We start from the raw sequence: 23,121 nt of genomic DNA, 5'->3' as shown, positions 1-23,121 counted from the left end.
CCCGGGAGGGCCTCGGCCCTCTCCTTCAGGTCCCTCCCGCGCCGCCTCAGCCGCCGTTGCGCGCCAGCCGGGTCCGCCCGGCGCCGCTGTCGGCGAGGGCCGGCAGAGCATCCTGCGTTCCGCTGACCACCACGAGGCGCTGAACCTCGCCGCGCAGGAAGGCCTGCAGGAAGCGGTCGTAGTCGCGGAACGACACGCAGCCGTTCGAATCGCCCCGCGGACCCAGCATGTAGGTGTGCGCCAGGAGGCCGACGCGGCCGTAGACCGCCTCGCTGCCGCCGACCGGGTTGAGCCGGATGGCGCGCACGCCGTGGAACGGCTGCTCGCGCTCGGTGAGGTCGTAGGTTCCCGGAGGGGTCGGACCGCGCATGCGGATGTTGACGAGCCGCGGATCATCCAAGCCCTCGCCGAGGCCGGAATGCGCTTCCAGCCGCTCGCCGTTCGGCAGCGTCACGATCCGGGCGGCGATGTTGTAGACGGCAATTCCGGCCGTCGCCCCGGGCTCGCGGGCCAGGGGCAGCGGCGGCGAGATGCGGCGTTGCGGAGCGACGTCGGCCGGCTTGCTCTCCAGTGCCGCGTAGGCCAGGGCCGGCGCGCGGTCGATGCCGAAGAACTTCTCGAGGAACGAGCGGTCGTCGGCCGCGGGTGCGGCCGGTTGGAGCGGCGGGCTGTCGCGTCGCGCCATCCGCCGGTCCATCCTGCGAACCGGACCGGCCGCCGCTGGCGCTCGGAATTCCGGCGGACGCGGCAGCGGCAGCGGGACGATCATCGCGGCCCGCGGCGGCTCGGGAATCTGCGTCTCGACGCTTCTGCCGGTCTCGGGCTCAACGTCCGACGGCAGGGCCGGCGGGACCATCTGGGTCCAGGCCCAACGCGACAAGGGTCCGCCGGTGGCCTCGCGCCGACCGTCCCCGGACGGTGGCTCGAAGGGAAGCGCGTCGAGGGTCGAGATCGTGCTGTCGGTTTCGGCACGCAGCGCCCCGGGCGCGGGTCCGGCCTCGGCAATCGGACCCTCGGCGCGATCGATCTGGACGCCGGATGGCAGCTCGCGCTGCGGCAGGTGGCTCCCGATCGCGGCCATCAGGATCGCGCCGGTGAGCAGCGACAGGGGTGCCACGCAGGAACGCCGCGCGTGCCGGGTGTCTCGGCCGTCCGCCGACACGGATACGATGGTCATGCGAGTGCCCGTGCTCCTCGTCGCCGAGCGGGTGCTCGCACGATCGTCGCGATCTCCAGGCGCTTGGCTCAGGGATCGCGACGGTCATTCGGGCCCCGCCCGGGCCGAAACAGCAGGGACGGGCGGGCTTTTCTGGGGCGGCTCCATGGTCGATCTTTGATCGATCGGGACCATTTTCGGGCGCGTTGCTGTTCTCGCCCGAGGTTACACGCCGCAATTGGCTGGCGATGACTACTAATCGTTGTCGATCTGACGTCCCAGCTGAGCGATGGCCCGCTCGTAGACGGACGCCGCGTTCCAGCCCTGGATCGCGGCGAAGTTCGGCTCGCCGGGCTGGTAACCCGCACCGGCCCGCCAGCCATGCGCCTTGAGGAAGTTGGCCGTGGACGACAGGGCCGCACCGACGTTGTTGAGATCGCCGGTGCCGTAGGCGAGCACGTTCTTCGGCAGGAACTGCGTGTGGCCGACCTCGCCGTGGGCGGCGCCGCGGGTGCTCGACGTCAGGAGGCCCCGGTCCACGAGCGTGAGGGCCGCGTAGAGCTGGTCGGTGAAGTACTCCGAACGCCGGCAATCGTAGGCGAGGGTCGCCACCGCCGAGAGCGTGTTGACGTTGCCGCGCACCGCGCCGAACCCGGTCTCCATGCCCCAGATCGCCAGGAGCGGGCCCGGGGGCACCCCGTAGCGCTGCTCGATCGAATCGAAGAGGGCCGCGTTCTGCCGCTTGAGCGCCCGGCCCTTCGACACGATCGTCGGACCGCCGCGCTTCGCGAGGAACTGCTCAAGCGACAGCTTGAAGCTGTGCTGTCCGCGGTCCGCCGAGATGGTGGCCGTGGAGTAGGTGGTGTTCTGGAGCGCCGCGAGGCTCGCCGCACTGGCGCGGCCGCGCGCCTCCTCGGCGAATTGACGCTTCCACGTCTCGAAACCCGCGGCGGTGCTGCCGCACTGCGCCGCCCGGGCCTGTCCGGCGCCGAGGGCGAGCCCCGCGATGGCCGCCACCGCGATGGTCTGACGCCGCATAGTCTTCATCACGCGCAATGCTCCTTCGGAGCGTCACAGCGCCCCGTTCTCCCAGCGATACCCGGTCACATCTCGTCGATATCAGGGCGAGATGATGTCGGGGGCCCGACCTCGCGACATCCGGTCATCAAAACATCGCTCATTTGCGACCCCGCGGCGAGGCTGCCGGCCTGCACCGGCTCGAACGTCGTGAACAATGCGTGCGCCGCGGCGGCCACGAGGGCAGCCCTCGATCGCGGCAGCGAGCCCAGCGCGACAGCCGGTCGTCCATGCCGGCCGCGGCGCGGAAGGCCGCGATCCCGCTCGTTGGACCCCCGTATGCTTTGCCAGCGAAGTGCATCTGGCAGGAGAGCGTAAGTTTTATTGTCACAACGCTGTCAAAGGACAGTCATAGCTTTGCCGGCGGAAAGATCTTCGCGGAGCGGCGCGGTGCGATCTACGAGGTGCAGGGCAATGCAGCGTTCTCGATCGCCCCGTTTGTCTTGAGCGAACCGGCGCGACGCGCGGGATCGGCACCCTGACAGGTGGCCGTGCTTCCCCGGCGCTGGCGGCCCCCGCACCGGATCCACGCCCGGACCGGCGGCACCTCCGTCCCTCCAGTCGGCAAGCTTGGCCGGCCGCGGAGCCTCATCACGGCACTCACAGAGACGGAATCTCATGGCCATCGGAATGCACGGCACCGGCACGTCGCGCGCACGAGCCCTCGGCCCGGATCTCGACCGCGACGGCGTCGCGAGGGCCTACGGCCGTTGGGCGCCGGTCTACGATCTCGTCTTCGGGCCGGTCTTCGCGCAGGGACGGACCCTGGCGGCGGCCGCAGCCGAACGGGTCGGGGGACGCATCCTGGAAGTCGGCGTCGGTACAGGATTGTCGCTCCCGGCCTACCGGCGCGCCCGCAGCATCGTCGGCATCGATATCTCCGGGCCGATGCTGGAAAAGGCGCGTCGGCGCGTCGCGCGGTTCGGTCTGCGCAACGTCGAGCGGCTCGCCGTCATGGACGCCGAACATCTCGATTTCCCGGATGCCGCCTTCGACGTCGTCGTGGCGCAGTACGTGGTGACGGCGGTGCCGCATCCGGAGGCCGCCCTCGACGAGTTCGCCCGGGTTCTCCGGCCCGGGGGGGAGATCGTCATCACCACGCGAATCGGCGCCGAGGCCGGCCTGCGCCGCACCGTGGAACACGCGCTGGCTCCGATCACCGGCCGCCTGGGCTGGCGGACCGAGTTCGCCTGGGACCGTTACACCGCCTGGGCCGCCGATGCCCCTGTCGAGATCGTCGAGCGCCGCGCGCTACCGCCGCTCGGCCACTTCTCCCTCGTCCGCCTGCGCAAGCGGGACGGCTGACGGCCCGCCAACCCGGTACCGACCATCATATCCGAATGGGGACGCACATCATGGCGAGCTTCATGGAAGCGTTGCGCGTGCAGCGCTGGGACGACCACCGCTACTATCACCACAATCGCATCAACCAGAGCCTGCACGTGGTGAGTGCGGTCAGCTTCCTCGTCGCCTACGCCCTGGCATTCAAGGATCCGGCCACCGCGGCGCTGGTCGGCTGGCTCGTGGCGATGACGTCCCGCCAGGTCGGGCACCTGTTCTTCGAGCCCAAGGGCTACGATCACGTCAATGAGACCACGCATGAGCACAAGGAAGAGATCAAGGTCGGATACAACCTGCAGCGCAAGGTCGTGCTGCTGGTGATCTGGGCGCTCGCGCCGCTGATCCTCTACTTCGATCCGAGCCTGCTCGGTCTGATCACCCCGCACCAGACCACCACGGATCTGATCCGCAACGTCGGCTGGATCTGGCTGTGGCTGGCGCTCGCCGGATTGGTGTTCCGGATGGCACAGCTGTTCATCCAGCGCGATGTGCAGACCGGCCTGGTCTGGGGCGCCAAGATCCTCACCGACCCGTTTCACGACATCAAGCTCTACCACAGGGCGCCGCTCGCCCTCCTGCACGGTGAACTGGTCGAGGAGCCCGAGCCGCACGAGCGCGGCGCCTGAGGGCGGACCGGCCGGTGGATCGGCGCGCAATCCGAGGCGTGGCGCTCGGTCGGTTGACCGCGCGCGGAACTCGGCCTGTCCGGCCGAGCACACGCACGTCGACCGAAGGACTCGTCGCATCGACGGCTGCGGCGGCCTTCCCAGGGTCGCGAACCGGAGGTCGACATCCAGTCCCGCCGATGCGCAGGATCGTGCGCCGACGCGATGCCGGCCCCCAGGATCCCCTCCGGCTTCTCAAACGACGGCGTCGGCTCTCCCTCCCAGCCAGGGAACGATCCTCTCCAAACGCCGAAGCCCGGCCCCGGTCGGATCAGGCGCGGTCCGGCGCACGCAGACCCAGGGCGGCGCCGAGGCCGCCCAGGCGCACCGCCGCCACCTCGCGAAGGATCTTCCGTCGGATCGCCCTGTCGCTCGACGGCCCGGAATCCCACCAGCCATCCGCCCGCATGGCCTCGGCCCCCGCCACGAACCGCATCGCGACGGCCTCGAAGGCCGCGTCGTCGTAGGCGAGGCTGAAGATCAGGCGGCCCGATCCCACCCATGACAGGGCGAGCCCCTCGGCACGCAGGTAGAATTGCAGCATCCAATTGTAGCGCGACGGCTCCGTGTAGAGGACCGTCCAGACCGTGGACATGTTGGCCACCCGCACGGGAAGGCCGGCCTCCGCCAGCAGGGCGTTGAGCCGCGCGGCCCGTCCTTCCCAGGTCGCGTCGAGATCCCGGTACAGGGCCGCGATCTCGGGCGTATCGAGTCGGTCGAGGAACGCGCTCATGGCGCCCATCACGTAGGGATGCGCGTTGAACGTGCCCCGCGCGAAGCAGATGTCGACGGGTCGGTCGTCCCGGTAGCGACGCATCAGGTCGGCGCGCCCGCACAGGACGCCGACAGGGAGGCCGCCCCCGAGGGTCTTGCCGTAGGTGACCATGTCGGCGCGCAGGCCGAAATATGCCTGCGCGCCGCCGCGGGCGAGGCGGAAACCCAGGAAGACTTCGTCGAGGATCAGTACGATGCCGCGGGCGCTGCACACCGCCCGCAGGTCCTGGAGCCACCGGGTGTAGGCGGCGCGATCAAACCTGGCTTTCCGGCCGCTGTCGACCAGGGCGGAATCCGCTGCCGCTCCGGCATTGGGGTGCATGGCCTGGAGCGGGTTGATCAGGACGCAGGCGACATCCCGGCGGGTCGCGAGAACCCGCAGCGTGCGCTTCGACATGTCGGCCAGGGTGAGGGTGTCGCGGGTCGGGATCGGATTGCCGATACCGGGCTGCACCTCGCCCCACCAGCCGTGATAGGCGCCGCACAGGCGCACGATCCGGCGCCGGCCGGTGTGGAAGCGGGCCAGGCGCACCGCCTGCATGACCGCCTCGGTTCCCGACATGTGGAACGAGACCTCATCGAGGCCGGACAGCATCCTCAGCCGGGCAACGTTGCCGGCGACCACGGGGTGAAGCGGGCCCAGCACCGGGCCGAGCGAGGAGACCCGCGCCGCCCCGTCTTCCAGGCAGGCGCGGTAGAAATTCACGCCGAACAGGTTCACCCCGTAGGATCCGGCGAGGTCGTAGAGGACGTTGCCGTCGAGGTCCGTGACGGTCACGCCCTCGGACGTGGCCGCGAAGGCGCCGGCGCCGAGATGCGCGCGCACGTGCCCGGCATACTGGAACGGCACCCGGTAGAGCCCGGTGAACTGCAGGTCCGACAGACCGTCACGCACCCCCTCTGTCTCGGCCCGGGTCTTGGCGAAGCGTGTCCGGTAGAGTGCGGAGAGCCGCGCGAAGCCGGCTTCCCGCCGGAGCGCCACGGCCTCGTTGGGATCGTCCGAGCGGAAGAAGGCGCGCTCGGAATAGGCGTAGTGCGGGATCAGGCGGGCCACGCGCCGGGCCATCCGCGCGTGGCCCGTGAGCGAGGGGTGTTTCGCCCGGGAAAGCTGCAGGCGTTGAACCGCGCGCGGCAGGACGAGCGCGGCGGCGGCGGACAGGGCGGCGAGGAGCGCGGACATCGCCCCGCGCCCTATCGGAGGTGGTTCACGGCATGATGACGGTCACCGAATTCCGGCTGCGCCGTATCCTGGCCCAGCTCGGCGCGCAGGAAGATCTCAACTTCCTGTTGACCAACCGCCTCCCGCGCCGCCTTGCGACGCGGTTCATGGGCTGGTTCAGCCGCATCGAGCAGCCGCTCGTGCGCGATCTCTCGATCGCAGCGTGGCGCCTGTTCTGCGAGGTCGATCTCAGCGACGCGCAGGAGGCGCGCTTCCCGAGCCTGCACGCCGCCTTCGTGCGCGCCCTCAGGACCGACGCCCGGCCGATCGACGCGGATCCCGCCATCCTCACGAGCCCGTGCGACGCGATCCTGGGTGCGCACGGGCGGATCGAGGCGGGGCGGCTGTATCAAATCAAGGGATTGTCCTACCGGCTGGCGGACCTCCTCGGCGGCGACGAGGGCTTGGCGCAATCCCACGAGGGCGGCGCTTACGCCACCCTGCGGCTGACCGCCGGCATGTACCACCGCTTCCACGCACCCCACGACCTGCGCGTGGAATCGGTCCGGCACATCTGGGGCGACACCTGGAACGTGAATCCGATTGCCCTGAAGCGCGTCGAGGCGCTGTTCTGCCGCAACGAGCGCGCGGTGATCCGCCTCGCGGTCGCGGAGGCCGGCCATGCCGTCACCCTCGTCCCCGTCGCGGCGATCCTCGTCGCGGGCCTGCGCCTCGGCTTCCTGCCGGAAGGCGCAGCCCTGCGCCGAACCGGAGGTCGGACTCTCGCCACCTCGGCGCGGCTCGGGAAGGGCGCCGAGATGGGCTGGTTCGAGCACGGCTCGACCCTCGTCGTCCTGGCGCCGGCCGGCTTCGACCTGCGGCCGGGCTTGGTCGAGGGCGCGCGCCTGCGCGTGGGCGCGCCCCTGATGCGCCTGCCCGACCCTGTGGCATCGCCGATGCTCTGACGAGCCTCTGCTTCTCAGGCAGCCTGCACGGTCGCCAGGAAATCCGCGACCGCGTCACCCAGATCTTCGGATTGCCGCGACAGCTCCGTCGCTGCGGCCAGGACACGGTTCGCGGCGGTACCGGTCTCGCCCGCCGCTTCGGTGACGGCCGCGATATTGACCGTGACCGAATGCGTGCCGTCCGCCGCTTGGGTGACGTTGCGGACGATCTCCTGCGTGACCACGCCTTGCTGCTCCATGGAGGCCGCGACGCCGACCGCGATGGTGCGGAGGTCCAGCACGGTGGCCGCGATGGACTGGATGGCGTCGACCGCGCGGTCGGTCTCGCCCTGGATGGTGGCGACCTGCCCGGAGATCGTCTCGGTGGCCCTGGCGGTCTGACTGGCCAGTTCCTTGACTTCGGCGGCCACCACGGCGAAGCCGCGGCCCGCCTCGCCGGCGCGGGCCGCCTCGATGGTGGCGTTGAGGGCGAGCAGGTTGGTCTGCGCCGCGATGCCGGAAATCAGGCTGATGACGGTTCCGATCTGCTCCGCGCCGTCGGCCAGGCCGATGACCAGCGAATTGGTCGCCGTCGCGTCGGCGGCGGCACGCTCCGCCATGTCGGACGATCGGGCGATCTGGACATTGATCGCACCGATCGATGTCGCCAGCTCCTCGCTGGCCGCGGCCACCGTCTGGACGTTGGCCGAGGTACGTTCGGCCGCCGACGAGACGGTGAAGGACTGGGCGGCCGTCTGGTCGGCGTTCCGGCTCATGAGCCGCGCGGCCGCCTCCATCTCGCCCGCGGCGCGCGCCAACGTCCGGACCATGCGTTCGACCTGGTCACGGAACGCATCCGTGGCTCGCTCCAAGGTCGTGGCCCGGCGGGCCTTCTCCGCCAGCTGAATGGCCGCCGCAGCGTCCGACGCGCGCTTCGCGATCAGCGCGTCCTTGAACACTTGGACCGCGCGGGCCATGGCGCCGATCTCGTCGCGGCGGCCCGCTCCCAGGACCGGCGCGTCGAGGTCGCCCGCAGCGAGACGAGACATCGTGGCGGTCGTCATGCCGATGGGCCGCATCACGTGGACGAGGATCACGACGAGACCGTACGCGACTGCGGCGACCGTGATGCCCAGCGCGACGAGCAGCAGAGCACGAAGCCACCAAGCCAGCGCGGTCGCGCGCTCGAACTCGGCACGGGCCTCCCCGACCTGCATCTCGGTCAGCTTGGCCAGGCCGACATTCGTCGGCCCCGTCCCGGCCAGCAGGGTGAGCCGGGTTGCCGCGAAATCGACTGCCTCACCCCGGTCCAAGCGCCGCAGCGGATCCTCGACGATCGCCTCATTCTGCCTCAGGCGAGCCGCGACCTCGCCCGCGACCCCGCTCTCCTCGCGCGACATGGCGGTGGCCGTGTACGCGGCCCAGACCTCCTTCGCGCGCGCCAGCTCCCGTCTGAAGATCTTGGCAGCCTCCTCCGGGCCGATCTCGCGCGACACCGCGTTGCGCATGGCGCGGAGTATGACCTCGTACGAGTCCCGGATCTGGCTGAACTGACTCAAGCACAAAAGCCGATCGTCGAACACCGTTCGAAGACTCTGGTGGTTTTTGTAGAGCGCAACATTGCCCAATATCGTCGAGCCGACGCACAGGGCCCCCAGCAAGGCGAGGAGGGTGATCAGACGAGCTTTGATGGAGGCGCGCATAGGGTTCGACCGAGTCTTTGATAAAGATACTCCCGCGTCTTACAGGATCTTGCGCCGCAGCAAAGAGATCAAAATGATCGGACTCGAACCGACCGTAATTCGAAATGGCTATAGTTCCAATAATTTGTGCGTATTACGGGCCGATACAGTGATCGGACCTGCCCGCCGAACGTTCGAAGGGCATCCGCGCGATCAAATTTCCTTCTGGATTTCTGAGTTCCCGGGGATGGAACGGTCGTGGCGGCCCCGCGGCAGCCGAACGCCGCGCGGGGCGACAGGAGGATTCTGTTCGCCATCCTCGCCGTCGCATCGGTGACGTGGCCGACAAACCTCGCCGCCTAGAGGCCGACGCGTCCCAGGGCGGGTAGCTTGATGCCCGGCCGACGCAGATCGATCCCGGCCACCCCCCCGAGCAGGTTGAGTTCGAGGCCTTCGATCCAGCCGATCGTCAGGCCGGCGTAACCGCCGAGATTGATTCGGATGCCGGTGCCCGACGGGGTCCAGCCGATCCACCGGCCATCATAAGGGAAGTCCTTGCCGATCGCCGTCGTCGGCAGGCTGGCCCGGATCTCCGGCACGGCCGCCATGACGGCGGCGACGAAGGTGTTGGAGTTCGGGCCCGGCCAGACGACGTAGTCGCCGGGGCGGGCGTACGGATATTCGGTCACGGCCTTGCGGATCCGCGGAAGCATGGCCTCCGCCTCCGCACCGTCGGCGGCAAAGATCATGGCCGGGGCATTCCCGAACCAGTTGCCGTCAGGAACGAAGCGATCCACCCAGATCGGCTGGCCCCAGGCGGTGTAATCGAATCGCCGATAGGCGCGGGCATCGCGATCCTTGATGACGATCCAGCTATGCGTCGCGACGATGCCGCGCCAGCTCACGGTGCGGGCCGAGAAGATCCGCACGACGGCTCCGGGAAGGGCTTCGGCCTTGGGCAGCAGACCCGCGCTCGACCGGTCGGCATGGCGCCAATCGCCGCTCGCCCGCAGCCAATAGAGCGCGGCGGAGATGGCGACCGGGACGAGGAAGAGAGCAACGAGCGCGAGCAGCGCGATCCTGATGAAGGTCACGAGGCAACCGTGGCGAGGAGGTGATGGCTCGCATGTGGGGACCCGGCGCCGTCACGGGAATGCGGCCGAACGGTCCGGCGGATGCTCAAGCCCGATTCTCGAGTGCGTCGAGGAGCAGCGTCGTGGCGAGGAGGTCGGCGCAGCCACCGGGGCTCAGGCGCGCCGCCACGAAGGCGCGGTGGACGTCGAGGGCGCGGTCGCGCCAGCCCGCCGCCGACACACCGCCGGTCGCCGCGAAAACCGAAGCGGCCGCGCGCGCGGCGTTCAGCCCGTCCGTTCCGCCGCGATGCAGGAGGTTGGTGTCGTCCACGACGGCCAGAAGCGCGAAGAAGCAGTCGACGCGGGCGGCAACGGGATCCATGGGGGCGCGGGTCCGGCCGAGGCGCAGGGCGGGCAGACCGACCACGCGGACCGTCGGGAAGCCGGCAGCCGCCTCGGCACTGGCGCCGCCCACGCCGTAGCGGCGCGCGGCGCGGCCGCCATGGCTCGTCGGCGAGGTCGGGGCCCCGCCGATCACCGGGCCCCACCGACGGCCGACCGCCAGAGCGAGGGCTTCGCCGGTGCAGGGTCCATCGCCGGTTACCCCGGCGGCCGCGCAGATCAGTCCCAGCGAGAAGATGGCGCCGCGATGCGCGTTCACGCCGTCGGTCGCGTCCATCATCGCGGCCTCCGCCTCAAGGCCGATGGCGCGTAAATGCTCCATCGTCGCCCCCCGCGTTCCAGCCGCGACGAGGTCCGCGAAGAACGGGCGGATCGCCGCGGCGCTCGCCCGCAGCGTGCCGGCATCCATGTCGTCGTGGCTGCCGGAATCGACGGGGCTGACGAGCCCCGGCTTGGGCCAGGTTTCAAGCTCGGCGATCAGCGCGTCGTGCGCCAGGGACGCGACTTGCCGGGGCCAGCCGTCGTCTCGGGCAACCTGCCCGTCGTCGCGCGCCGGGGCGGGGCTCGGGTGCAGGTCCAGGGCGCGGGCTCCTCGCGCCGCTCGTCGGGGAGCCCGAGACGAGGACGGCGTCCGCCGCGTATACCAGAGGGCGGCGGCGGCGCGACACCGGTGATCCGGATGCCCTCAGGCGGCGGACGCGACGGCCGGCGAGATCCGCTTGCGCGCCTTCCGGTCCTCCGTGCTGCTGACGAAGGCGTGCGCATCCTCCTTCCGCTCGAAGACGTGCGGGGCGACACCGCGCTTGTTGAGCGCCTCCTCCATCTTCAACCGCAGGAACGCGCTCGTCGCGTACCGGGTCGTCGTCGCGTAGTAATTAGCCTGGAGATACTGGATCATCCCGGCATAGTCGTCGAACAGGTTCTCATTGAGCCGGAACCCGTCGTGGTTGATCACGGCATTGACCCGCTGTCCCGCCGCGCGACAGGCCGCCACGATGGTCATGCGCAGCTCGTCCATGTCGCCCTTCACCCGGCAGTACCAGCCTTCCAGGTTGATGAAGAGGATGTTCCGCTCTCCGTCGTAGCTGACCCGCGATTTCAGATCGAGGTTCAGCAGGTCGGAGATCAGCTCCATCGGCTCCTCGCGGAAGATGCGCGGATCCATGGGTACCGGGTTTCGCACCACCGGCGCGAAATCCATGTGGGCGAGGATATCGCGCTCGATGTCGATGCCGGGCGCCACCTCGATCAGCTCCAGCCCCTCCGGCGTCAGCTGGAACACGCAGCGCTCGGTCACGTAGAGGACCGGTTGCGAGCGCTCCACCGCGTATGGCCCGGAGAACGTGTTCTGCTGGACCTGGGTGACGAATTTGCGGGCCTTGCCCTCGCTGACGATGCGGACCGTGCCGTCGCTCACCGCGATCTCGAGGCCGCCGGCCGTGAAGGTGCCGGCGAAGACCACCGTGCGGGCATTCTGCGAGATGTTGATGAAGCCGCCGCAGCCGTTCAACTTGCCGCCGAATTTCGACGTGTTGACGTTGCCGGCCTGATCGCACTCGGCCATGCCCAGGCAGGTCATGTCGAGGCCGCCGCCGTCGTAGAAATCGAACATCTGGTTCTGGTCGATGATGCAGTCGGCGTTGGTGGCCGCGCCGAAGCTTGAGCCGGAGGCCAGCACGCCGCCCACGGCCCCGGCCTCGGTGGTGAGGGTGATGTAGGGGGTGATCTTCTCCTCGTTGGCCACGGACGAGATGCCCTCCGGCGCGCCGACGCCGAGGTTCACGACGCCGTTCGGCGGCAGCTCGAAGGCGGCCCGCCGGGCGATGATCTTGCGCTCGTTGAGCGCCATCCGCTTGATGCCGGTGACGGGCACGCGGATCTCGCCGGCCAGCGCGGCGTCGTAGAGCACGCCGTAGTTCATGCGGTGCATCTCGGGCTCGGCGAGGACGACGCAGTCCACCAGGATCCCCGGCACTCGTACGTCCTTGGGCAGCAGGTAGCCGTCATCGACGATGCGTTCGACCTGGGCCACGACGATGCCGCCGTTGTTCCGGGCCGCCATGGCCTGGGCGAGGCAATCGAGGGTCAGCGCCTCTTTCTCGTAGGAGAGATTGCCCGACGGGTCCGCCGAGGTAGCGCGGATGAAGGCGACGTCGATCTTGGTGGCGGTGTAGAACAGCCACTCCTCGCCATCGACCTCCACGAGCTTGACGATGTCCTCGGTGGTCAGCTCGTTGACCTTGGCGCCACCGTGACGGGGATCGACGTAGGTCTTGAGGCCCACCTTCGAGAACAGGCCCGGCTGGCCGGCGGCGCACGCCCGGTAGAGCTGCGAGATGACCCCCTGGGGCAGGTTGTAGCCGCGGATCAGATTCTCCTGCGCGGCCTTCGCGACCTTCGGCATGCGGCCGAAATTGGCCGCGATCACGCGCGTGAGCAGGCCGTCATGGTGCAGGCGGCCCGTCCCCAACCCTTTGCTGTCGCCCGCACCCGCTGTCATGATCAGGGTCAGACCCCGTGGCGATCCGGTCTCGACGAACCTCTTCTCCAAGGCCGCGTGCAGCGCCTCCGGAATGCAGCTCTGGACGAACCCGGTGGTCGTCACGACGTCGTTCTCGCGGATCAGCGCAATGGCTTCGTCCGCCGAGATGACCTTGTTCTTCCTCATGGAACGCGTAACCCTCTCCGGGATCCGGAACGGCGACCGGCTGTCGAGCCCGCCACCTCCCATGTTGTCGCGCGTCGCCCTTGAACCGTCCCACCGGACCAGATCGTGGATTCGGGGGAGTTCAGTGCGCAGCGCTTATTGCGTCGCATCAATATTTACCGCATCGCATCGAAGCAGATGCCTGTCGCCCCACAGTACTCCGATTTCGGATAGCTCTGCTGCTGAAAAACTCTTCGATGCACTGTTAGAAAAATTGCGTCTGACCGCTGATCCGCTCTCCCGCCGGCGCGATTGGGTTTCTGGTCGACCACAACCGCCGGCGGGGCTCCGGCGGCGGAGCAGCCTGAAGTCGTCGGCAGCAACGCGTTTTCGCATATGTTAGCATCCGATCACGGATGTGCTGCATAAGCCGCAGAAAGCCGTCCCGTAACGCTGATTTTACAATCGTCGCGGATGCGTTTATAGGCGTTCGAATCTGGGGAGCGTGTTTAGTCAGGAACACGCCATGACCGACATGACTCCGATCGCGGATGAAGCCGCGACACGCTTCGCCTTCAGCCTGCTGCGCAGCGCCTATCTCGATCTGGCGCAGACGCTCCTGCGCATCGATGCGGAGCCGGCGCGGGAACTGCTGCAGGCCGTCGAGCATCGAATCACCTATCGACTCGGCTCGCTCGCGACGGACGGAGCAGATGGTCTCGCGGGCGAGACGACGCTGGCCGCGGCGGCCGGGCAGGTCCGGGCGGTGCTCCGCGATGCGCAGGCGCCCTGAGGCGCCGGTCACGCCGCGACGCTGCTGCAAGATGGAACACCGGTTCCGGCGTGTCGCGGCGCTGACCGTCCTTTAACCACTTCGCAAGTCAGTCCGGCCACCCTCGCGCTGCGCAGGATCGCTCGGGATCGGCAAGCGACGTGACCTCAATGCCACCTTCGACAGGGCTGAACCGGCCCATCGACGTTTCGGTCGTGCTGCCGTGCCTCGATGAGGTGCGTGCGCTGCCGGTCGCCCTGGCGAGCGCGACGGCCGCGCTCGCGGTCCTCGACACCGTCCACGGGCTGGCGGGCGAGATCGTCGTCGCCGACAACGGCAGCGTCGACGGGAGTCAGGAGGTCGCGCGGCGGCTGGGGGCCCGCGTGGTGGCCGTTCCGGAGAAGGGTTACGGCGCGGCCCTGATGGGCGGATTCGCGGAGGCACGCGGCCGCTACCTTGTCATGGGCGACGCGGATGGCTCCTACGAGTTCGGCGACGCGGTCGCCATGGTCGTGGCCCTTCAGGGCGGGGCGGATCTGTGCATGGGCTCCCGGTTCCGTGGCGGGATCGCGCCCGGTGCGATGCCCTGGAAGAACCGGTACCTCGGCAACCCGATCCTGACCGGACTCCTCAACCTGCTGTTCGGCGCGAAAGTCGGCGACGCGCATTGCGGGCTGCGCGCGCTGACCAAGGGGTGCCTCAAGCGGCTGAACCTGCGCGGCTCCGGCATGGAGTTCGCCAGCGAGATGATCATCAAGGCCATCCTGAAGGGTGAGCAGATCGCGGAGGTTCCCGCCTCGCTTCACCGAGACCAGCGCGGGAGACCGCCGCACCTCCGGCCCTGGCGGGACGGCTGGCGGCATCTGCGCTTCCTCCTGATGCTGAGTCCGGCATGGCTGTTCGCCCTGCCTGCCGCGCTCCTGGCCTTCGTCGGCCTGTCGATCCTCGCGGTGGCGACGATCGCGACCGTCGCGCCCTCTGTGGTCGGAGGCTTCTTCGGCAATTACTGGGTGATCCTGGCCGGTGCCCTCCTGGGTGTCGCCCACAATGCCGCGCTGCTCGCCGCCGCCGTGCATCTCTACGGCGTGCGCGAGGGCTATCGTCTGCCAGGGCGACGGCACACACGCTGGGCGCGCTTCGTGTCCCTCGAGACGATGCTGGGGATCGGAGCCGCCGGCATCCTCTCGGGCGCCGGCCTGCTGCTCTCCGTGTTGGGCTACTGGTCGCTCCACCGCTTCGGCCCGATCGGCAGCGTCCTGCCTGCGGTCATCGGAACGTCGCTCGTCGCCATCGGGACCCAGAACGCCCTCGGAGGCTTCCTCCTGGCGGTGATCGGCGGCAATGAGGCCGCCTTCCTGCGGGTGGGGCGCGCCCGGATCCCGGACCGGGAGACGATGCAGCCCGGCACCGATTCGATGGCGGCCTGAGCGGCACGACGCGCCTCCCGCGGCCCGGGCTCGCTCGATCGCAGCCCCGCTTGCATCGGGTTCGGGCCAGGTCGCCGAAAAATATGGGGCGGACCGCGCCGGGCTTTGACGAGCCTCGGCATGCCGCTCCGTGCCGAGCACCTTTCACGGGCTGCTGCGGGATATGCGGAAGCGGGCGCCTGCCGGGTCCGCGTGCTCGATGGCAGCGTGCGGCCGCGGGGGAACGCCTCGCGCGCCGGGTGACGGGACTGCCCGTCTAAGTTCGACCGTCGTTTCAACCGAGTTCGGCGATCCCCGTGGCCGCATTGCCCGCTCGGCGGCCTGCCCCGCCCGCCGCATCCCGGATAGGTCGGCCGCGGCCCACGTGGCGCGCGACGACCGCTAGCGATGCCGTACCCGACCAGTCGTGCACGGTAACTCGTCCTGCGTGGCGGCGGCTGGATCGCCGCGATAATGCCCGGCGATGCCGAAGGCCTGCGCCTCCGACGCCCCGAACTCGAAAATAGTGCCGCGCCCGCACAGGGCGTTCCGGTGTGCGGCATCGAGATCGTCGAGCAGCACGATGATCGGCCGATTGCGGAGGAAGGGATCGTTCCGGACCAAGTCGCGTCCGTAGAGGGTTTCGCCCGCCCGCAGGGCAACGATGTCGGCGTCGGTCGAAGCGATCGCCCGGTACGCGGCCGCGTAGGGTGCGACGAATTCGTGGACGTCGTGGGCACGGATCGGCACGAGGATCAGGACTGCCACCAGACAGGATCCCGCCACGGTGCCGCGCGCGGCGGTGAGCTGCGAGGCGCCGGCCCGTTCGGTCACGGCGATCCAACCCCGGCCCGCCAGCAGGCAGGCGGAGCCGACGAGGCCGTGCAGGTACCGGTAGCCCCATCCGTGACCCTGGAACGGCAGGAGAACCGTGACCGTCACCAGCGTCAGGCCGATGCCCGCCGCCAGCGCGCAGGCGATCCGCTCCCCCCGCCGCAGGGCCGGCCACGCGAGACCGGCGAGCGGCAGCAGGAGGGGGCTCTGCCACGCGACGAAGCGCAAGGTGTTCTTCGTCATCAGGTCGAAGGTGCTCGGATCGAAGGCTCCTAGCAGCGCGGTGACCCGACGCAGATACAGGCCGGCACCGACCGTCGTGGCGTCGGCCGCACCGGTTCCGCTCATCGCCAGCAGCACCTGCCAGTAGAGGATCCAAGCGAGCCCGGCGGCCGCGTAGACGGCGAGGTAGAACGCCGCGAGCCGCCAGCGCCGCTCCAGCAGCGTGAGGGCGATGAACGGCGCCGCGAACAGCGGATGGAAGACCACCTGATGCAGGCCGCACGCCAGGACGCCGGTGGCGGCCGCGCCAGCATGGCCGAGTACGCCGCCGCGGAGGAACAGCCAGAGCCAGACGAGATTGAAGGCGAGATGCGCCGTCATCGCGTAGGGCGTCATCGCGGTGACCAGGACCTGCGGGGCGGTGACCAGCAGGAGCGTCGCCACCAGTGCCGCGTCCGGCCGGTCCGGCCACAGGCGCCGGCCAATGCCGTTCAGGGCGAGCACGGCGATGACGAGGAGGAGCGGCCCCGTGAGGATCGGGCTCGCCGCGCTGGCGACGAGTGCCCGCAGCGCGGCGTTGACCGGCAGATAGGCCGACACCCAGGCGACTTCCCCCGGCACGGGCAGCAGGAAGGAGGGGGCCAGGGCGTGCTGATAGCCCTGCCACTCCGGTCGCAGAGGCGCGATCAGCCGTCCCGACCGGAAGATCTCCGCATCGAAGGCCGCCATGACCTCGTCGTAGGACAGGAGATAGGTTTCGAAGATCAGATGCGTGCCGGCGAGGCAGACCGCGCCGGCCAAGATCGCGGTCAGCAGGATGGTCCGGCGCCGGTACGCTGCGGGCCTGGCCCAGGCGGCCAGCACGGCGGCCGGCCGCCAGAAGGCCGCCGCCAGCAGGAGCGCGACGAGGGCGAGGAGGATCCGCAGGTCGCCGAGGAAGAACACCGTCGCGATGCCGGGCCTGAGGCCGAACAGGAGTTCGATGCCCGTGGCGAGGAGGACGATGCCGGCCGTCGCCAGCACAGCTCGACGCAGCGGGGCGGGAAGTCCGCCGAGCGGAGCCACGGGTGCCGACGCGTTGGATGCTGTGGACATGGCAGAGTTCGTGACGCCGCTGAGACCGGTCCGCCGGTGCGAGCCGGCACGGGGGGACTTGGCGCCGGCGGGGGACCGGCCGTGTCGCGTCCGACGTGATCGCCGGCCCGGGCGGTCGCGCAGACGAGGACCCACAGGCGCTCCGTCCATGCGAGGAGCGCGGGGCAAGGACCGGCTTCGCCGTCAGGACGTGTTGGCCTCCGCTGCCGCGATGTCGACGATGACGATCTCCGGTGGGACACCGAGCCGGACCGGCCGTCCGGCCACGAAGTGCGATCCGAGCCCGGCCGATACGAGGAGGTCGCGGCCGCGCTCCACGACGTGGCCATAGGCGTAGCGCAGGCCGTAGCGCGAGGGGATCCAGGGCGACCAGCCCAGGATCCGGATCTGGCCGCCATGCGTGTGGCCCGAGAGCGTCAGGACGATCCGCGAATCGAGGTCGAGGGCGAAGATGTCGGGTTCGTGCGCCAGCAGGATCACCGGCTCGCCGGGCGGCACGTGCTGCAGCGTCCGACCGAGGACGGACAGTCGATGGCGATCGAGCAGCGCCGGGGCTTGCGGCACACGCGGCGTCATCTCGCTCTCCAGTCCGGCGAGCCACAGCGGAACCGGAAGATCGAGGCGCGCAACGGCGTTCTCCAGGAAACCGAGGCCGGCTTCCCTCAGCGCACGCTCAGCCCGCGTCGGACCGTGACCGCGACGCCGCGCCTCGCGGTCGTCGCCCCAGTCGTGGTTGCCCTGGATGGCGTAGACGCCCTTCGGCGCCTCCAGGCCGCTCAAGAGTCGCGCGACCGTCTCGAAGGGCACCGGACCCGTGCTCTGCGAGCCGTAATCGCCGAGCAGGACCGTGACGTCCGGCGCGAGGGCGTTGGTGCGTGAAACCACGGCCGCGATCTCGGTCTCGCCCATGCAGCGCGGATGCGCGTGGAAATCCGTCAGGACCGCGACGCGCAGACGGAGCCCACCCGGCCAGTTAGGTGGCGACAGGCGATAGGATGTCACCTGAACGCGGTGCGGCTCCAGCGCGGTCGCATAACCGGTGCTCAGGAGCCCGCCCGCCGCGATCAGCGTTCCGGTCAGGACAGGGCGGGACATGAGCGCGCGGCGCGTGGGCATCGGAGGCGGAGCACCTGGGCCCAGGAGCGAGTCGCCGTCAGGATGCGGCGAACGGCCTTCGATCCGATTACGATCGACCTCGGATCGTCCGGGCGTCACCGTGAGCCTCGCAACGCGCGGCGGCCCGGATCCGCCGAACGCGCGCATAGGGCGGGACACGGGTCAGACAAACAAAAAGCCCCGCTTACGGACAGCGGGGCTTCGAGCAACGATGGTAGCGAGGGACGGATTTGAACCGCCGACACAAGGATTATGATTCCTCTGCTCTAACCAACTGAGCTACCCCGCCCCAAGCCGAGCCGCCCCGGAGGACGGTGCGTCGAGTGGCCGGGGTATAGGTAGGCCGGGTGCAGGGTGTCAACGGTCCACGGCGGGTCCTGCGCAGATTCCTTCTGCGCTGAAGGTGCTGCGTGCGTGTCACTCCCCGCGCGGACGGCACGTCGGCCTGCCGTGTCCGGTTTGGCCGGCTCCCCTATGTTGATCCGGTGGCCCGGATCATGGGCCCGCCAACCCGGAGCGTTCGATGACCAGCTGCGTCAAACCCCGTTTCGCAATCCTTCTCGCCTTGGCGGCGACGCCGCTCGTCGCGTCTCCCGCCCTGGCGGCGGGCGTCGCCTACCGGGCGACCATGAGCGGTAGCAGCGAAGTGCCGGCGACGCAGTCGCAGGGCTCCGGCGAGGTCAACGCGACCTTCGATCCGGCCACCAAGCGGCTCAGCTGGACGGGATCGTATGGCGGTCTCACCGGACCGGTCACGGCCGCGCATTTCCACGGTCCGGCCAAGGCCGGCGAGAATGCCGGCGTGCTGGTTCCGGTGACCGCGGCGAGCAGCCCGTTCTCCGGTGAAGCCACGCTGGACGACGCCAAGGCCGCCGACCTCGAGGGCGGCCGGCTCTACTTCAACCTTCACACCGCGGCCAATCCCAAGGGCGAGCTCCGCGGTCAGGTCGAGCGGGGGCGCTGAGACGGCGTCTCGACGGGCGCACCGGGCCCGGTTAGGCGAAGGCTCACCTCCCGGAGCGTTCGGATGAAGCAGACCGAGGCCATCATCGCCTGGACACCCGTCCGATGGGCGGAGCTGAAACCCGAGACCGCCGGGCAGGTCGCCGTTCTGCCCGCGGTCGAAGGAGCAACCGAGGCGAAGCGGTACATGATGCGCGCGGGCGCCAGTTCGTCGGCGCTCGCCACCCTGTCGGAGGACGCGCGGATCGCGCGGCTGTTCATCGATTTCCAGACGCTGGTCGTGCGCGACGGGATCGATCCGCAGGTCGCACACCGGGCGTTCCTGACCATCGACGAGTACCGGTTCCGCATCGCCCCGGATACGGAAGGAGCCGAGTTCGAAGATCCGCCGGAGGAGGATTGACCGGCGGCCGGTCCGCTCACGCAAGCGTGAGAATAACGAATACACATCGCCGCGCGGCGCCCTATCTCGTACCGGCATCCTGATCCCATCGGAGGCCGGCCTTGCCCGTATCCCGACGTGCCGTCATCGCGGCCGCAACCCTCGCGCCGCTCGCGGCGCGTCTCGGGCACGCGGCCGAACCGTTGATACGCCGGCCGATCCCCTCCACCGGCGAAATGCTGCCGGCGATCGGTATCGGCACCTCCCGGCGCTACGAGGTCGAGCCGGTGCCCGACAAGGTCGCGCCTCTCAAGGAGGCCGTGCAGGCCTTCGTCTCACGGGGCGGCACGGTGATCGACACCGCCCCGAGCTACGGCACCGCCGAGGACGTGCTCGGCGTGATCCTGGCTGCGGCCGGATTGCGCGAGAAGATCTTCCTCGCCAGCAAGGTCGATACGACGGGCCACGACCAGACGCTTGCGGAATTCGAGCGGTCCCTCAAGCGGATGCGGGTGGATGCGATCGACCTCGTGGCAGTCCACAACCTGATCGACGTGAACGACAATCTCGCGGTGCTGCGGGACCTGAAGAGCCGGAAGCGGATCCGCTACGTCGGCGTCACCGTGTGGCGCGACGACCAGCTCGAGGCCCTCGAAGCCGTGATGAAGCGCGAGACCCTCGATTTCATCCAGGTCAATTACGCCATCGACAATCGCGCCGCCGCCGAACGGGTGCTTCCGCTCGCCGCAGACCGGGGGGTGGCGGTGATGACCAACGTGCCATTCGGCCGTGACCGCCTGTTCAAGGCGGTCCAGGGCAGGGAATTGCCGTCTGTGGCCAAGGATCTCGGCTGCGCGAGCTGGCCGCAGTTCTTCCTCAAGTACGTGCTCGGCAACCCGGCCGTGACCTGCCCGATTCCCGGCATGGCCAAGGCTGCCTATGTCGAGGACAACCTCGGCGCCGCCCGGGGCAAGCTCCCGGACGCGGCGCAGCGCAAACAGATGGAGACTTTCATCGATGCGGTTTGATCGCACCACCCGCCGCGCGGCATTCGCCCTGGCGGCAGGGCTGACCCTGGCCGCCAGCCTGCCGGCTCTGGCGCAGGACTCCGCCAAGAAGATCCGGATCGGGGTGATCGGCGCCGGCAATATCGGCGGCACGATCGGGACGCTCTGGGTCAAGGACGGCCATGAAGTGATGTTCGCGTCGCGCCATCCGGAAACCCTGGCTTCGATGGTCGGAGACCTCGGTCCCAAGGCGAAGGCAGGCACGCCCGAAGAGGCGGTCGCGTTCGGCGACGCCGTGTTCATCGCGGTCCCCTACAAGGCCTATCCGGATCTCGCGAAGGAAGTCGGCCCGGCCCTCAAGGGCAAGATCGTCCTCGATGCCGGCAACGCCACCCAGAAGCGGGACGGGGCGCTCTACGACGAGGTCACGGCGAACGGCGTCGGCACGACCACGGCCAAGTACTTCCCCGGCGCCAAGCTCGTTCGGGCGTTCAATGCAGCCAACTACAAGATCTTCGCGAAGGAGGGCGCCGACGGCGGCAAGGGACGCGCCGGTGGCCGCATGGCGATTCCGATCGCCGGAGACGATCCCGAGGCGCTGAAGGTCGCGGAGGGTCTGATCCGGGACGCCGGCTTCGATCCGGTCGTGGTCGGACCGCTGAAGGATGCCGACAAGTTCGCCATGGGTTCGCCGGGCTTCGGCCACGACGTCACGGCGCCGGAACTGAAGGAGAAGCTCGGATTGGGTCGTTGAGGGCGGAGGCGGGGTGTGCCCGCTTCTCTCTCGCCGGTGCCCGGAGCGCGGTGACCGCATCCGGGTCGGCCGGGTCCCTTCCCCCGTCGGCGGGGAGGGCATGCCGGTCCGGTCGACAATCGTGGGCGCCGATGCGGGAGAGCCGGTGAGATCGGTCGATGTCTGAACCGGTACCCGTCCGCGGTCCGCTCGCGCGCCTGATCGACGTTCAGCCCGGCGAAGGCCGGGCGCTGGCGTGGTCCTGGGCCTACATCTTCTCGATTCTGGCGGCCTACTACGTGCTGCGGCCGATCCGCGATCAGATGGGCGTCGCCGGCGGCATCGAGAACCTGCCGTGGTTGTTCACCGCCACCCTGGTCGGCATGTTGTGCCTCAACCTGCCCTTCGCCTACCTGGTGAAGCGCATGCCGCGGGCGCGCTTCGTGCCGATCACCTATCGGTTCTTCGCCGCCAACATCCTCGCCTTCGCGCTGACGCTTTACCTGGCGCCGCCGGAATGGGGGATTTGGACCGGCCGGGTGTTCTTCGTTTGGTTGTCGATCTTCAACCTGTTCGTGGTGTCGATCTTCTGGGCGACGATCGTCGACGTGTTCTCGAACGCGCAGGGCAAGCGGCTGTTCGGCTTCATCGCGGCCGGGGCGACGGTGGGCGCCATCGCGGGCTCGGCCACCACGGCCATCCTCGCCAAGAATGTTCCGACCTGGGGCCTGATGCTCTGCGCCGTGCTCCTCCTGGAACTCGCGGTGTTCTGCATGCGCGGCCTGGCGGTTCTCTCGACCCGCCTCCATGAGGTGCCGGGCAGCGGGCAGGGTGTGGAGGACGGGCAGGACCGGACGATCGGCGGCAGTGTTCTGGCGGGCGTCACGCGGACCCTGGCGTCACCCTACCTGCTCAACATATCGCTGTTCCTGCTGCTGTTCTCCGTGACGTCCACGTTCCTGTACTTCGAGCAGGCGGGCATCGCGAAGCGCAGCTTCCCCGACCGGGGTTCCCAGACCGCCTTCTTCGCCAGCGTCGACCTGGCCGTGAACGTGCTGACGCTCGGCATCCAGCTCTTCCTCACCGGCCGGATCGTGAACCGGCTGGGCGTCGCCTTCACGCTCGGGATCCTGCCGGCCTTCAGCATCCTGGGGTTCGCGGCGCTGGCGGTGTGGCCGACGATCGGCGTCATCGTCGCCTTCCAGGTGCTGCGCCGCGCGGGAAACTTCGCCATCGCCCGGCCGGTGCGGGAGGTGCTGTTCACCGTGGTCCCGCGCGAGGACCGCTACAAGGCCAAGAGCTTCATCGACACGGTGGTCTACCGCCTGGGCGATCAGGTGGGCGCGTGGTCGTTCACCGGCATCCAGGGGATCGGGCTCGGTAGCGCGAGCATCGCGGGCGTCGCCGTCCCGCTCTCCATGGCGTGGCTCGTGAACAGCGTCTGGCTCGGGCGCGCGCAAGAGCGGCGCCGGATCGATCAGGAGGCCGGAGGCGGCGATCCGGCTGGGTCTGCCGCGCCGCTCAGGCCCGCATCCGCTTCGTCCGGCCGGTGACCGGATCCGGCATCGGCCCGTGGTCATCGGCAGGCGGCCGCAGGCGGACGACCGAAGCCGTGTCGATCAACTCGGCGGACGGAGTGCGGCCTCGCTCCGTCGCCCCCGGCCGTTGGGT

The 23,121-nt window shown here is 69.4% G+C and carries 19 protein-coding genes and 1 tRNA gene; 10 read left to right on the top strand and 10 right to left on the bottom strand.

What is annotated here, in order from left to right:
• Positions 1-46 precede the first annotated feature (46 nt).
• Positions 47-1,177, bottom strand: coding sequence for a DUF2778 domain-containing protein (locus tag MFF58_RS03915; protein ID WP_238285491.1), 1,131 nt, complete (start codon positions 1,175-1,177; stop codon positions 47-49).
• 234 nt (positions 1,178-1,411) lie between these two features.
• Positions 1,412-2,203: a lytic murein transglycosylase gene (locus MFF58_RS03910; RefSeq protein WP_238285704.1), complete on the bottom strand. Its 792-nt coding sequence runs from the start codon at positions 2,201-2,203 to the stop codon at positions 1,412-1,414.
• A gap of 648 nt (positions 2,204-2,851) precedes the next feature.
• Between MFF58_RS03910 and MFF58_RS03905 the strand changes: the two genes are divergently transcribed.
• Together MFF58_RS03905 and MFF58_RS03900 are read left to right on the top strand one after the other, a co-directional pair.
• Positions 2,852-3,538, top strand: a complete 687-nt coding sequence (locus tag MFF58_RS03905; RefSeq protein ID WP_238285489.1) for a class I SAM-dependent methyltransferase — start codon at positions 2,852-2,854, stop codon at positions 3,536-3,538.
• A gap of 50 nt (positions 3,539-3,588) precedes the next feature.
• A complete protein-coding gene (locus tag MFF58_RS03900) occupies positions 3,589-4,200 on the top strand; it encodes a hypothetical protein (RefSeq protein ID WP_238285488.1) in 612 nt (203 codons plus the stop codon).
• Between the two features lie 310 nt (positions 4,201-4,510).
• Here the strand turns inward: MFF58_RS03900 and MFF58_RS03895 are convergent, their stop codons facing one another.
• Positions 4,511-6,193, bottom strand: coding sequence for an aminotransferase class III-fold pyridoxal phosphate-dependent enzyme (locus tag MFF58_RS03895; RefSeq protein ID WP_238285487.1), 1,683 nt, complete (start codon positions 6,191-6,193; stop codon positions 4,511-4,513).
• A gap of 32 nt (positions 6,194-6,225) precedes the next feature.
• On the opposite strand from MFF58_RS03895, the gene asd reads away from it, so the two are divergent.
• The gene (gene asd / locus MFF58_RS03890) at positions 6,226-7,137 is read left to right on the top strand and encodes an archaetidylserine decarboxylase (protein ID WP_238285486.1); all 912 of its coding nucleotides are present in this window, start codon (positions 6,226-6,228) and stop codon (positions 7,135-7,137) included.
• Between the two features lie 14 nt (positions 7,138-7,151).
• Here asd and MFF58_RS03885 read toward each other — a convergent pair whose 3' ends face one another.
• From MFF58_RS03885 to MFF58_RS03870, 4 genes are all read right to left on the bottom strand, one after another.
• Entirely contained in the window at positions 7,152-8,819 is a 1,668-nt protein-coding gene (locus MFF58_RS03885; protein WP_238285485.1) for a methyl-accepting chemotaxis protein, read from the bottom strand.
• Between the two features lie 338 nt (positions 8,820-9,157).
• Positions 9,158-9,892 (bottom strand): DUF3750 domain-containing protein, encoded by a 735-nt coding sequence (locus MFF58_RS03880; protein WP_238285484.1) that lies wholly within the window; start codon positions 9,890-9,892, stop codon positions 9,158-9,160.
• 85 nt (positions 9,893-9,977) lie between these two features.
• Positions 9,978-10,847: a triphosphoribosyl-dephospho-CoA synthase MdcB gene (gene mdcB / locus MFF58_RS03875; RefSeq protein WP_238285702.1), complete on the bottom strand. Its 870-nt coding sequence runs from the start codon at positions 10,845-10,847 to the stop codon at positions 9,978-9,980.
• Positions 10,848-10,958: 111 nt separating this feature from the next.
• Positions 10,959-12,941, bottom strand: a complete 1,983-nt coding sequence (locus MFF58_RS03870) for an acyl CoA:acetate/3-ketoacid CoA transferase (RefSeq protein WP_238285483.1) — start codon at positions 12,939-12,941, stop codon at positions 10,959-10,961.
• A 505-nt stretch (positions 12,942-13,446) separates the two neighbouring features.
• On the opposite strand from MFF58_RS03870, the gene MFF58_RS03865 reads away from it, so the two are divergent.
• Both MFF58_RS03865 and MFF58_RS03860 read left to right on the top strand, forming a co-directional pair.
• A complete protein-coding gene (locus tag MFF58_RS03865; protein ID WP_238285482.1) occupies positions 13,447-13,713 on the top strand; it encodes a hypothetical protein in 267 nt (88 codons plus the stop codon).
• A 149-nt stretch (positions 13,714-13,862) separates the two neighbouring features.
• Positions 13,863-15,119, top strand: coding sequence for a glycosyltransferase family 2 protein (locus tag MFF58_RS03860; protein WP_238285480.1), 1,257 nt, complete (start codon positions 13,863-13,865; stop codon positions 15,117-15,119).
• 381 nt (positions 15,120-15,500) lie between these two features.
• Here MFF58_RS03860 and MFF58_RS03855 read toward each other — a convergent pair whose 3' ends face one another.
• The 3 genes from MFF58_RS03855 to MFF58_RS03845 form a co-directional block, all read right to left on the bottom strand.
• Positions 15,501-17,249 carry a hypothetical protein gene (locus tag MFF58_RS03855; protein WP_238285479.1) on the bottom strand — a complete coding sequence of 583 codons (1,749 nt, stop codon included), beginning with the start codon at positions 17,247-17,249 and terminating at the stop codon, positions 15,501-15,503.
• Positions 17,250-17,432: 183 nt separating this feature from the next.
• Positions 17,433-18,344, bottom strand: a complete 912-nt coding sequence (locus tag MFF58_RS03850) for a metallophosphoesterase (protein WP_238285478.1) — start codon at positions 18,342-18,344, stop codon at positions 17,433-17,435.
• A gap of 233 nt (positions 18,345-18,577) precedes the next feature.
• Positions 18,578-18,654: transfer RNA gene (locus MFF58_RS03845), tRNA-Met, on the bottom strand.
• Positions 18,655-18,888: 234 nt separating this feature from the next.
• Here MFF58_RS03845 and MFF58_RS03840 point away from each other — a divergent pair.
• From MFF58_RS03840 to MFF58_RS03820, 5 genes are all read left to right on the top strand, one after another.
• A complete protein-coding gene (locus MFF58_RS03840) occupies positions 18,889-19,329 on the top strand; it encodes a CHRD domain-containing protein (protein WP_238285477.1) in 441 nt (146 codons plus the stop codon).
• Positions 19,330-19,392: 63 nt separating this feature from the next.
• Positions 19,393-19,731: a hypothetical protein gene (locus MFF58_RS03835; protein ID WP_238285476.1), complete on the top strand. Its 339-nt coding sequence runs from the start codon at positions 19,393-19,395 to the stop codon at positions 19,729-19,731.
• 101 nt (positions 19,732-19,832) lie between these two features.
• The gene (locus MFF58_RS03830; protein WP_238285475.1) at positions 19,833-20,738 is read left to right on the top strand and encodes an aldo/keto reductase; all 906 of its coding nucleotides are present in this window, start codon (positions 19,833-19,835) and stop codon (positions 20,736-20,738) included.
• On the top strand, positions 20,728-21,471 hold the full coding sequence (locus tag MFF58_RS03825; protein WP_238285474.1) for an NADPH-dependent F420 reductase: 744 nt from the start codon (positions 20,728-20,730) through the stop codon (positions 21,469-21,471). Before MFF58_RS03830 ends, MFF58_RS03825 begins: the two co-directional genes overlap by 11 nt.
• A gap of 158 nt (positions 21,472-21,629) precedes the next feature.
• Positions 21,630-23,003, top strand: a complete 1,374-nt coding sequence (locus MFF58_RS03820) for an NTP/NDP exchange transporter (RefSeq protein WP_238285473.1) — start codon at positions 21,630-21,632, stop codon at positions 23,001-23,003.
• Positions 23,004-23,121: the final 118 nt, after the last annotated feature.

Source organism: Methylobacterium longum (genome assembly GCF_022179385.1).
In the GTDB taxonomy this organism is placed as follows: Bacteria; Pseudomonadota; Alphaproteobacteria; order Rhizobiales; family Beijerinckiaceae; genus Methylobacterium; species Methylobacterium longum.
Note: the sequence above shows the minus strand (reverse complement) of the source record. Positions and strands in the feature narration are given on the sequence as shown.

Excerpts from the sequence above, each read along its gene's own strand:
- MFF58_RS03885 (WP_238285485.1), bottom strand. The coding sequence starts at position 8,819 with ATGCGCGCCTCCATCAAAGCTCGTCTGATCACCCTCCTCGCCTTGCTG.
- MFF58_RS03840 (WP_238285477.1), top strand. The coding sequence starts at position 18,889 with ATGACCAGCTGCGTCAAACCCCGTTTCGCAATCCTTCTCGCCTTGGCG.
- MFF58_RS03835 (WP_238285476.1), top strand. The coding sequence starts at position 19,393 with ATGAAGCAGACCGAGGCCATCATCGCCTGGACACCCGTCCGATGGGCG.
- MFF58_RS03855 (WP_238285479.1), bottom strand. The coding sequence starts at position 17,249 with ATGTCCACAGCATCCAACGCGTCGGCACCCGTGGCTCCGCTCGGCGGA.
- MFF58_RS03905 (WP_238285489.1), top strand. The coding sequence starts at position 2,852 with ATGGCCATCGGAATGCACGGCACCGGCACGTCGCGCGCACGAGCCCTC.
- MFF58_RS03860 (WP_238285480.1), top strand. The coding sequence starts at position 13,863 with ATGCCACCTTCGACAGGGCTGAACCGGCCCATCGACGTTTCGGTCGTG.
- MFF58_RS03820 (WP_238285473.1), top strand. The coding sequence starts at position 21,630 with ATGTCTGAACCGGTACCCGTCCGCGGTCCGCTCGCGCGCCTGATCGAC.
- MFF58_RS03825 (WP_238285474.1), top strand. The coding sequence starts at position 20,728 with ATGCGGTTTGATCGCACCACCCGCCGCGCGGCATTCGCCCTGGCGGCA.
- MFF58_RS03915 (WP_238285491.1), bottom strand. The coding sequence starts at position 1,177 with ATGACCATCGTATCCGTGTCGGCGGACGGCCGAGACACCCGGCACGCG.
- MFF58_RS03865 (WP_238285482.1), top strand. The coding sequence starts at position 13,447 with ATGACCGACATGACTCCGATCGCGGATGAAGCCGCGACACGCTTCGCC.
- asd (WP_238285486.1), top strand. The coding sequence starts at position 6,226 with ATGATGACGGTCACCGAATTCCGGCTGCGCCGTATCCTGGCCCAGCTC.
- MFF58_RS03900 (WP_238285488.1), top strand. The coding sequence starts at position 3,589 with ATGGCGAGCTTCATGGAAGCGTTGCGCGTGCAGCGCTGGGACGACCAC.
- MFF58_RS03850 (WP_238285478.1), bottom strand. The coding sequence starts at position 18,344 with ATGTCCCGCCCTGTCCTGACCGGAACGCTGATCGCGGCGGGCGGGCTC.
- MFF58_RS03910 (WP_238285704.1), bottom strand. The coding sequence starts at position 2,203 with ATGAAGACTATGCGGCGTCAGACCATCGCGGTGGCGGCCATCGCGGGG.
- MFF58_RS03870 (WP_238285483.1), bottom strand. The coding sequence starts at position 12,941 with ATGAGGAAGAACAAGGTCATCTCGGCGGACGAAGCCATTGCGCTGATC.
- MFF58_RS03895 (WP_238285487.1), bottom strand. The coding sequence starts at position 6,193 with ATGTCCGCGCTCCTCGCCGCCCTGTCCGCCGCCGCCGCGCTCGTCCTG.